The organism is Bradyrhizobium sp. 159 (genome assembly GCF_023073795.1).
Lineage (GTDB): Bacteria > Pseudomonadota > Alphaproteobacteria > Rhizobiales > Xanthobacteraceae > Bradyrhizobium.
In genome coordinates this window covers 68,848-78,833 of the sequence record NZ_JADPKE010000058.1, presented here as the reverse complement: position 1 = coordinate 78,833, position 9,986 = coordinate 68,848, and the positions used below count along the sequence as shown (strand labels likewise).

10 protein-coding genes and 1 pseudogene are annotated in these 9,986 nt (G+C 63.6%); 3 read left to right on the top strand and 8 right to left on the bottom strand.

Translation table 11 applies throughout. The annotated features are described in order from the left end of the window. A pseudogene (locus IVA96_RS16055) lies at nucleotides 1–240 on the top strand (IS110 family transposase); the annotation flags it as partial. Nucleotides 241–876: 636 nt separating this feature from the next. Further along, complete coding sequence (gene argE / locus IVA96_RS16050; protein WP_247276188.1) at nucleotides 877–2,049, top strand: acetylornithine deacetylase; 1,173 nt, start codon at nucleotides 877–879, stop codon at nucleotides 2,047–2,049. Nucleotides 2,050–2,138: 89 nt separating this feature from the next. Here argE and IVA96_RS16045 read toward each other — a convergent pair whose 3' ends face one another. The 3 genes from IVA96_RS16045 to IVA96_RS16035 all read right to left on the bottom strand — a co-directional run bounded on the left by IVA96_RS16045 (nucleotide 2,139) and on the right by IVA96_RS16035 (nucleotide 5,462). Continuing rightward, nucleotides 2,139–2,765 carry a LysE family translocator gene (locus IVA96_RS16045; RefSeq protein WP_247280955.1) on the bottom strand — a complete coding sequence of 209 codons (627 nt, stop codon included), beginning with the start codon at nucleotides 2,763–2,765 and terminating at the stop codon, nucleotides 2,139–2,141. 250 nt (nucleotides 2,766–3,015) lie between these two features. Beyond that, nucleotides 3,016–4,074 carry a phosphotransferase family protein gene (locus tag IVA96_RS16040; protein ID WP_247280954.1) on the bottom strand — a complete coding sequence of 353 codons (1,059 nt, stop codon included), beginning with the start codon at nucleotides 4,072–4,074 and terminating at the stop codon, nucleotides 3,016–3,018. Nucleotides 4,075–4,226: 152 nt separating this feature from the next. Continuing rightward, a complete protein-coding gene (locus tag IVA96_RS16035) occupies nucleotides 4,227–5,462 on the bottom strand; it encodes an acyl-CoA dehydrogenase family protein (RefSeq protein WP_247280953.1) in 1,236 nt (411 codons plus the stop codon). Between the two features lie 217 nt (nucleotides 5,463–5,679). Between IVA96_RS16035 and IVA96_RS16030 the strand changes: the two genes are divergently transcribed. Then, complete coding sequence (locus tag IVA96_RS16030) at nucleotides 5,680–6,351, top strand: TetR/AcrR family transcriptional regulator (protein ID WP_247280952.1); 672 nt, start codon at nucleotides 5,680–5,682, stop codon at nucleotides 6,349–6,351. A 75-nt stretch (nucleotides 6,352–6,426) separates the two neighbouring features. On the opposite strand, the gene IVA96_RS16025 is transcribed toward IVA96_RS16030, so the two are convergent. The 5 genes from IVA96_RS16025 to IVA96_RS16005 form a co-directional block, all read right to left on the bottom strand. Beyond that, nucleotides 6,427–6,642: a hypothetical protein gene (locus IVA96_RS16025; RefSeq protein ID WP_247280951.1), complete on the bottom strand. Its 216-nt coding sequence runs from the start codon at nucleotides 6,640–6,642 to the stop codon at nucleotides 6,427–6,429. A gap of 173 nt (nucleotides 6,643–6,815) precedes the next feature. After that, nucleotides 6,816–8,045, bottom strand: coding sequence for a CaiB/BaiF CoA-transferase family protein (locus IVA96_RS16020; protein WP_247280950.1), 1,230 nt, complete (start codon nucleotides 8,043–8,045; stop codon nucleotides 6,816–6,818). A gap of 171 nt (nucleotides 8,046–8,216) precedes the next feature. Beyond that, a complete protein-coding gene (locus IVA96_RS16015) occupies nucleotides 8,217–9,422 on the bottom strand; it encodes an MFS transporter (protein WP_247280949.1) in 1,206 nt (401 codons plus the stop codon). Between the two features lie 123 nt (nucleotides 9,423–9,545). Beyond that, entirely contained in the window at nucleotides 9,546–9,716 is a 171-nt protein-coding gene (locus IVA96_RS16010) for a hypothetical protein (protein WP_247280948.1), read from the bottom strand. Nucleotides 9,717–9,748: 32 nt separating this feature from the next. Then, entirely contained in the window at nucleotides 9,749–9,952 is a 204-nt protein-coding gene (locus IVA96_RS16005; RefSeq protein WP_247280947.1) for a hypothetical protein, read from the bottom strand. Between the last annotated feature and the right edge of the window lie 34 nt (nucleotides 9,953–9,986).

Here is a 9,986-nt window from a genome sequence, read left to right as displayed (position 1 = left end):
GTCCGCAATCTCTTTTACATGGCGTGCATGGGAGCCGCGACACGGCACAACCCGGTACTCAAGGCCTTCTACGATCGCCTGATCGCCAAAGGCAAAGAGCCGAAGGTTGCGCTCACCGCCTGCATGCGCAAGCTGATTGTGATCCTCAACGTCATGATCGCGCGCGGAGAAAAATGGGACGCCGGCCGGTACGAAGTGAGCGGCCTCGCTCGGCTTCCGCCGAGCGAATGCCCAGCCTAAAGACCGTTGAGCGGGCGGGGTCAAGGCCGTCAGCCGCCGGAGGCGGGGGCGCGCAGCGCCAGCCTTGAGCCCGCTCGATCACCGGTCTACTTCAACACAGTTGCTCCCCGGGGAGCGATGCACTATTGCCCCCGTCGCCTTGCCGATGGCTGATGCCGCGGTCCGGTTGGGCCGCTCACATCACCGCAAGACTTGACGCACAGACCCCGGGCGCCAGGACCACACGATTTTGCCGTACGCCGATCACACCGGTCGAGTGCGCGAGGCTCTTCGCTCACGGCTCTCCGCCCTGCGAAACCCTTGGCGCCGATGTAACCTGCGTCCACCGCCGCCCGGCCCGCGTGTCGTGACGATCGCGATACGCCCCTCTTGCCTGGGCCGGGTTGCCGCGACACATACGCGATTTCCGAATTTCGGTAAAGCGGAATGTTTTGGATGGCGCGCGTTGACCCACGGCTGGCGTGTTTTGCCCGTCAGGCAACACAAGACCTTGTAGCCTTCCCCTCGTCATTCCGGGGCGACGACGTCGCAAGCCCTGAATGACAGCTGTGGCTGCATTTGCCCATCCCGCCGCCGCGCTGGTATGGTTCCTGCAAGCTGCCTCGGCTTCCGCAATCTCCTGACAAGATCCTTAAAATGCCAAGCTCAAGACCCGACCGCATCCGCAAGCTGCTCGCCGACCTCGTTGCTTTCGACACCGTCAGCGACCGCACCAACCTGCCTCTGATCACCCATATCGAAAGCTATCTCGCCACGTTCGGCATCAAGTGCGAGCGCATCGTCGATGAGACCGGCGAGAAAGCCTCGCTGTGGGTCACCATTGGACCGGAGGACCGTCCCGGCCTGGTGCTGTCGGGCCACACCGATGTCGTGCCCGTGGTCGGCCAGGACTGGAGCCACGATCCGTTCAAGCTCGTCGAGCGTGACGGCAGGCTCTACGGCCGCGGCACCACCGACATGAAGGGCTTTGTCGCGGTGTGCCTCGCGATGGTGCCGGAGATCGTGGAGGCGAAGCTCAAGACGCCGATTCATCTGGCGATCTCCTATGACGAGGAGATCGGCTGCGTCGGCGTGCGGCCGATGCTGCGCGAGGTGGCGAAGAAACGCGTAAAACCGCTCGGCTGCTTTGTCGGCGAGCCGACCGAGATGAAGGTCATCATCGGCCACAAAGGCAAGCACGGTGTCCGCGCCACGTTTCGCGGCCTCGCCCGCCATTCCTCGATCGCGCCCGACGGCGTCAACGCGATCGAATATGCCGCAGAACTGATCACCGAAATCCGTCGTCGCGCGGTAAAACTCGCGGCCGCGCGATCAACGGACAGCCTTTACGACGTTCCGCACTCGACGCTGCTCACCAGCATCGTGCATGGCGGCGCCGCGCTGAACATCGTGCCGGATACCTGCACGGTGGATTTCGAATGCCGCGGCATCGGCATCACCGAGTCCAAAGAGGTGACCGATGCGATCGTCGCCTGGGCCAAGGCCGAGCTCGAGCCCGCGATGAAGAAACAGCATCCGGAGTGCGGCATCGGGTTCGAGGAAATCCTCGACTATCCCGCGCTCGACACGGCCGCCAACGCCGCCATCGTCACGCTGGCCAAGAGCCTTGCGGGGCGCAACGATCACGCCAAGGTCGCGTTCGGCACCGAGGCGAGCCTGTTCGCCAGCATGGCCGATATTCCCTCGGTAGTGATCGGCCCGGGATCCATCGCGCAGGCGCATACGCCGGACGAGTTCGTCGAGATGGCGGAGCTGGAGAAGTGCGCGGGGTTCGTGGAGAGGCTGATTGCGCATTGTGTGAGGGAGTAGAGCGCTAGCATGCGGAACCGCCCGCATGAGCGAAGCGAGATGCGAGACCGCCGTCCCGGCTATTGCTTCGCTCACCGGGCCCTACAACATCAGCGCTCCTGCAAGGCCAGCCGCACACCGACGGCGCAGTAAACTGCGCCGACCAACTTGCCTTGCCACCTGACAATTGCCGGATGGCGGCGAACGAGGTTGCCAAGACGTCCCGCACCGACGGCGAATACGACGGTGCTGACGAGGCCGAGCAACACGAATATGGCTCCCAGAATCGCAAGCTGAAGCACGACCGGCCCGTTGTCCGACCGGACGAACTGCGGCAGGAAGGCGAGAAAGAACAGCGCGGTCTTCGGATTCAGAACCTCCGCCACGATCGCCTGTCGGAACGCTTGACCCGCAGTGATCGCCAAGGTCCGGGCGCTGATTCCCAGTGGAGGCTTTTCCAGCATCGCGCGAATGCCGAGGTAAATGAGGAAGGCTGCCCCCGCATATTTGACGATGCTGAACAAGAGTGCCGACGTAGCGATGATCGCCGAGAGGCCGACGATCGCCATCATTGTGTGGACGATGTCTCCCGCAGCGATCCCCGCCCCTGTCGCGATGCCAACCTTCGTTCCGGAACTGGCCGCGCGCGCCATGGTGAGGAGCGTGGCTGGTCCAGGGATGAACACAAAGCCGAGCACGATAATGATGTAGGTGATCAGGGTGGTCAGATCGATCATGCACGGGCTCCACGGGGCGGGTTGATCTAGCAGGCTTTGCGACGGCGAATAGCCCACCGGCACAAGCAGCCGGTCGTCGATCTGGCCAACCATCAAGCCGTGCTCGGCATCCAGTACGCCGCGACATCTCGGTCCAGGCGATGCTGCCTCTGGAACACTGATTGCCCGCCTTCGCGGGCAATGACATCGCGTGTTTGGAGACGGCGACGCAAACAAAAAAGCGCGGCCAGTGGCCGCGCCTTCGCTCTTCCTATACCGCGCCCGCCTTCTGCGCGTAGTCCCATGAGGCCTTTGACAGCGGCACGGTGCGCTTGGCCGATTCCAGCGCCTTGGCATTGGCGGCGGTGCCGTCGCGGATACGGCCGGCGATACCCTGCGTGATACCAGCGAGGCGGAACAGATTGTAGGAGAAGTACCAGTTGAGGTCCGGCACGTTCATCTTGGTGACGTTGCAGTAGATTTGCGCGGCCTCTTCCAGGCTCGGGATGTTGAGCGCCTTGAGGTCGACGCCCTCGAGGCCCGGCATGATCCACTGCATCAACAGATAGGTAAAGTCGGCCATGGGATCGCCGAGCGTCGACAGCTCCCAGTCCAGCACCGCCTGCACCCGCGGTTCCGTCGCGTGGAAAATCATGTTGTCGAGGCGATAGTCGCCGTGGACGATGGAGACGCGCGCCTGCTCCGGCACGGTCTTGGGCAGCCATTCGGCGACCTTCTCGAACTCCGGAATGTGCTGGGTTTCGGAGGCGCGGTATTGCTTAGTCCAGCGGTCGATCTGGCGCGCGAAATAATTGCCGGGCTTACCGAAGTCGCCAAGGCCGATCGCAACCGGATCGAACATGTGGAGCTTCGCCAGCGTCTCGATCTTGCTGGTGAAGATCTTTCGGCGCACATCGGCATTCTGGCTCGGCAGCGTTGGATCCCAGAACACGCGGCCCTCTTCCATCGACATGATGTAAAAGGCAGCGCCAATGACGCTATCGTCCTGGCACAGCGCATAGGCGCGTGCGACCGGAAAGCCTTGCTTTCCAAGCGCTGCGATCACGCGGTATTCGCGATCGACGGCGTGCGCCGAAGGCAGCAATTTGCCGAATGGCTTTCGGCGCATCACATAGGAACGGTTCGGCGTGTCGAGCCGGTAGGTCGGGTTGGACTGGCCGCCCTTGAACTGGAGCACGACCAGCGGGCCCTCATAGCCTTCGACGTTGTCGCGCATCCAGGCCTCGAGCCGCAGCTCGTCGAAACGATGCCGCTCCTCGACCGGCTTGGTGCCCGAGAACTCCTCGTCTTTCCTGACGCCGTCAGCCACGATGACGCTCCCTCTTCAGTCCTGACCATTTCAGGTCGAGCATGATCCTAATCGGTAACCACTGACGCACTTGCGTCAAGCGGTCATCCGACGCGGATCATGCCCTGTCGTTTCTTCAAGTCGGGATCGCCGTCCGGCTCTCCCGCTTAGTTTTAGTGACTTGGAGAGTTTGCATACTTCCGAAGTTCAAGTCTGGCAATGGCGCGATTGTGCACCTCATCCGGACCGTCGGCGAGCCTCAGCGTGCGAATGTGGGCGTAGTCCTTGGCAAGGCCGGCCTCGTCCGACACGCCCGCGCCGCCAAAGGCCTGGATCGCCTCGTCGATGATCTTCAGCGCCATATTGGGGGCTGCGACCTTGATCATGGCGATCTCGGCCTGCGCAGTCTTGTTGCCGACCTTGTCCATCATGTCGGCCGCCTTGAGGCACAGAAGACGCGTCATCTCGATATTGGTGCGGGCCTCGCCAATGCGCTGCTCCCACACCGAGTGCTCGACGATCTTCTTGCCGAAGGCGGTGCGCGAGGCGAGCCGCTTCACCATCTTCTCCAGCGCCTCCTCGGCCTTGCCGATGGTGCGCATGCAGTGATGGATGCGGCCAGGGCCGAGCCGGCCCTGCGCGATCTCGAAACCGCGGCCTTCCCCTAACAGGATGTTCTCCTTCGGCACCCGCACGTTCTCGAGCAGCACCTGAGCATGGCCGTGCGGCGCATCGTCGAAGCCGAACACGGGCAGCATCTTCTCGACCTTGATGCCGGGCGTGTCGAGCGGAACCAGGATCTGCGACTGCTGCTGGTGCTTGGCCGCCTTGAAATCGGTCTTGCCCATCAGGATCGCGATCTTGCAGCGGGGATCGCCGACTCCGGACGACCACCATTTGCGGCCGTTGATGACGTAGTGATCACCGTCTTTCTCGATGCGGGTCTCGATATTGGTGGCGTCCGACGAGGCCACCGCCGGTTCCGTCATCAGGAAGGCGGAGCGGATCTCGCCGTCCATCAGTGGGCGCAGCCATTTGCGCTTCTGCTCCTTGGTGCCGTAGCGGATGAACACTTCCATGTTGCCGGTGTCGGGCGCCGAGCAGTTGAATACCTCCGAGGCCCAGGTGATGCGGCCCATCTCTTCCGACAGCAGCGCGTATTCGAGATTGGTCAGTCCCGCGCCGCGGAATTCGTCGTCCTCGTGCTCGGACGGCGGCATGAACATGTTCCACAGGCCTTCCGCCCTGGCCTTCTTCTTGAGGTCTTCCAGGATCGGAATCACCTTCCAGCGGTCGCCGCTCTTGTCCTGCTGGTCGTAGACCGGCACCGCCGGGCGCACGTGCTTGGTCATGAAAGACCGCACGCGGTCGAGCCATTCCTTCTGCTTGGGCGACAGATCGAAATCCATGGGACGCTCCTCGTCTTGCTCTTTGAACAATTTCTCTGACGCCGAACTGTCCTGCCGCTGCGCCCGGCCCGCAAGCGCGAATGCGCGCGCGTTGCGGCCGTTCGGAACGGAATCGCGAGTTGCGAACGAGTCCCGATTGCGGATTGACAATTTCCGGCCTTCAAACGATAGTTTCATACAACTGTTTGAATTGCAACTCCCCTCATCCAGGGCACCCATGGCCAGCGATCATACGAGGTCTGCCATTCTCGCCGCCGCCGAACGGCTCTATGCCGATCGCGGCTTCGGCGACGTGACGCTGCGCGACATCGTCGCGGCGGCCAATGTCAATCTGGCCGCGGTGAACTATCATTTCGGCTCGAAGGATGAATTGATCGCGGAATTGTTCGTCACGCGCTCGATCGCGACCAATCGCGAGCGCCTGCGGGAATTGAAGGCGGCGGAAGAACAGGGCGGCGGCTGCGCGCCGATTGAGGTCATCCTGCGCGCGCTGGTCGGACCGACGTTGCGCGGCTGCCTCGGCCCTGAGAACCAGCGCTCGACCGCGGCGCGCTTCATGATCCGCGCCTCGATCGAGTCCGTGCCGCCGATCCGCCGCATCAAGAACCGCGAGATCGACCATTTGCGCAAATTTGCCGGCGCGATGCGCAGGTCCCTGCCCGACCGCAGCGAGGTCGATATCTATTGGGGCCTGAACTTCGCGCTCGCCATGGCGCACCACACCATCCGTGAGAGCGAGCGGCTGACGAAGCTGTCGGAGGGCAAATGCGACCTCGATGACGTCGAGGACGTGGTCGCGCGCGTCGTCCGCGTCGCGACGATGGCGCTGACGGCGGGCCGGAGCGAGACGAAGGCGCCGGCGCGGGCGCTGGCACGCGACGCGCGTTGATCAAACAGGCTCGCTCAGGGCCGATACGGCCTCACTTCCCGCTTGCGGGAGACGTCGGAATTTCGCGTGCAGGGGTCACGCCCGCTGCGGCATCTCCTCGGCCTCTTCTTTGGCGAGCAGCAGCAGCATCTCGATGCCCATCTCGCCTTCCTGCGGCGAACGGATGAACTTGATCTCATCGGAACTTTGCCGCAGCGCGGCAATGATGGCGACGGCCTGATTGGCGGTGGCCGCCTCGGTCGCCAGAATATCCTTCTGGTTCTTGGCCTGGAACCCGATCGTGTAGGACATTCGCTTTCCTCCCGAACTTAAGTGGGAAGATCGGATCAGAATCGGGCGGGAAGCGAAAGCCTGTGCGACTACGGATCGGGATTATCTGGGGGATTGCGCACAAGCTTCACGCAAGCCGGGTCGCGCCGGCTTGCTCGATGCGAGTTGGGCTCGCGGACAGGGCGAAGCGACCGCTAAATGATCCCGTGCTGCTTCAGCTCCTCGACCTTGCCTGCATCATAGCCGAGCTTGCCGGCGAGCACCTCCTCGGTATGCTCGCCCAAGAGCGGCGGCGCGCGGTAGTCCTTGATCGGCGTCTCCGACAAAGTGAGCGCGTTGCGAACCAGCGACAGATCGGGCTCGAAGGGATGATTGACCTTCACCCGCATGCCGCGCGACTGGACGTGCGGATCGGAAAACACCTGCTCGAAATTGTTGATCGGCCCTGAGGGCACGCCGGCCTCCTCCAGCTTTTCCAGCCAATAGGCCACCGGCTTCTTCAGGAACAGGCCGGCGAAGATCGCCATGATCTCCTTTCCGTGCACGACGCGGTCGTTGTTCTTGATGAAGCGCGGATCGCTCGCGAGCTCGGGCGCGCCGAGCACGGCGCAGGTGCGCTGGAACTGGCCGTCATTGCCGACCACCAGCATCAGCTCGCCATCGGTGCAGCGGAACACGCCGGCCGGCATGCCGCCATTGCCCCAGGTGCCGCGGCGCGGCGGGGTCTTGCCGTTGACGAGGTAGATCTGGAGCCAGTGCGACAGGGATGCGATGACGGTATCGAACAGGCAGACGTCGATGTGCTGTCCCGCCCCGCCATTGGCGTCACGGTGGTAGAGCGCCGAGAGAATCCCGATCGATGAATTCATGCCGGTCATGTAGTCGACTATGGAAGGACCGACCTTCATCGGGCCCTCGCCCGGCTCGCCATCGATATGGCCGGTGACACTCATCAACCCGCCCATCGCCTGCAGAATCGCGTCATAGCCGGCGCGCGGCGCGTATGGGCCGGTCTGGCCGAAGCCGGTCACCGAGCAATAGATGATGCTGGGATTGATCGCCTTCATCGATTCATAGTCGAGGCCGTAGCGCTTGAGATCGCCGACCTTGTAATTCTCCATGAAGACGTCGACGTCCTTGGCGAGCTCGCGGATGATGGCCTGCCCCTCGGGCTTGGCGATGTTGACGGTGACCGATTTCTTGTTGCGGTTGGCGCAGAGGTAAAACGAGTTGTTGTTGTTCGCCTTGCCCTCGGGATCGGTCAGGTAAGGCGGGCCAAAGGCGCGCGCGTCGTCGCCGGTACCCGGCCGCTCGATCTTGATGACCTCCGCACCCAGGTCTCCCAGCATCTGCGCCGACAAGGGCCCGGCGAGCACGCGGGTGAGGTCAAGGATCTTGATGCCTGAAAGCGGCAAAGCCGACATGTCGATTTCCTCCGGGGAACTGGGATCTTGGCGCGGCGGCTCGAAAGCTCTGGCCGCGCACCCCGCGGATACACCATTTTCGGGCATCGAGCACTGCACTGGCGGCATACGGCCATCCCCACCCGGCAGCAGGATCGGCCGGTTGTCGAATTCCGCGCCGCGAAGATTGTCTTAGGTCAGAGCTGCAGCAGCGGTTCGCGGCCGCCGCCGCCCGAGCAGGACCAGGATCAGCACGGTTGCGCAGGAGCAGACGAAGGTGAGACCGAGCGCAGCGCGGCTGCTGAACTCCGTGAGCAATCCGACGAGGAGCGGCGGCGAGATTGCGGAGGCGAGATTGAGCGGCAGCGCGATCATCGACATCGCCTTGGCGAACTCGGCCTGGTCGTAGAACACCAGCGGGATGGTCGCGCGCGCCACCGCCATCGCGCCGCTGCCGGCGCCATAGAGCAGGATGAAGACCGCGACCGCCCAGGTCGTACCCTCGCTCATCATCAGGAGCAGCATCGCCACGGGCAATGCCGTGCCTGCGACGAGGCCGGTCGTGATGCCGTCCCATCGCCCGCCTCCAAGGAAGTCCAGTCCGCGCGCGCTGACCTGGATCACACCGAGCATCGAGCCGAAGGCAATGGCCTGTGCTGGCGCCAGCCCCTCGGCGCGGAGCAGCTCGATGAGAATGGCGGAGAGGCCGAAATTGACGAAGGCGTTGAGGGTGATCGCGGCAACGACGAGACGGAATGTGCTCCGCGCAAATGCAGGCGCCTCTGCAGGCTCGGCCGGCGCACCGCCATCGCTATCCGCGCCTCTCCGACGCGGAGCCGCGAACGCATAGAGCGGAAGCGAAACGAGGATCGTCATGGCTGCATAGACGAGGCATGTTCCACGCCAGCCGAGGTGACCGCTCAGGAACGAGGTGGCCGGCCAGAAGATGCTGTTGGACAGTCCCGTCACCAGCATGAGCGCGCCGATCGCGCTCTTGGCCTGCCGCCCGGCGACCTCGTTCAGCATGATATAGGCGCCGGTCGACAAGGTCGCGCTGCCGGCGATGCCGAGCACGATCCAGGCGGTGAAATAGAGCATCGGCTCGCGCGCGAGCGACAGCAGCACGAAACCCGGCGCGGTCACGACCGTGCCGATCATCATGATCGGCCGCGCGCCATGCCGCGCAAAGGACTTGGCGAGCCAGGGGGCGCACAGTCCCATCGCGACGTAAAGAACGGATGTCCCCGCGAATACCGCCGGCAGGCTCATGCCCAGATCGGCTGCAAGATCGCGCCCGACAATGGCGGGAAGCCCGATCGTGCCCCACCCGACCAGCTGCGTGATCGCGAGCACCAGCAGGACGCCGATTAGCCTGCTGTCAGACTTCAAGAACCGCATTCCCGATATCGCCTGCCCGCCGGGCGCGGATCGCGCCAGCAAGCCCGTTTTACCGGTAGACTCAGCTTGCGGGAATATCGGTTCCGAATGGCACCGCGGCGCCAGCCGCAGAGCACGCCCGTGTCAGGACGTGTGGCCCGGCTCGATATGCTTCGGCGTCTTCTTTTCGCGCTGCGGGGTCATTTTGGCGGGATCTGGCGCATCCGGGACGCCGCGCGGGCCGAGCTGATCGCGCTGGATGTCGTCTTCGGACAGCGGCGGCTCGACGCCATTCTGCTCACGAGGCTTGGTCATCGTGGCCTCCTCTAGATGCTATTCCGCGGCCCCTAGACACCGAGCGCGGTCTCGCCTGCCTCACGGCCGGGCACGCTGACATGGACTTCATGTCCCTCACGAAGGGCCAAGGATGCCGCGGCAACCGCCGACTCGAATGCAGCTTCCTTGGTAGCGTATCGGCTCTTGACGTCCCCGTCGTGCAGCACGCCCCATTCGTCCTGCACCGGCACGACGGCGTATTGAGCAAGACCCATTGTCCAAACTCCCGGCTTTGCGTTCAGAGATCGT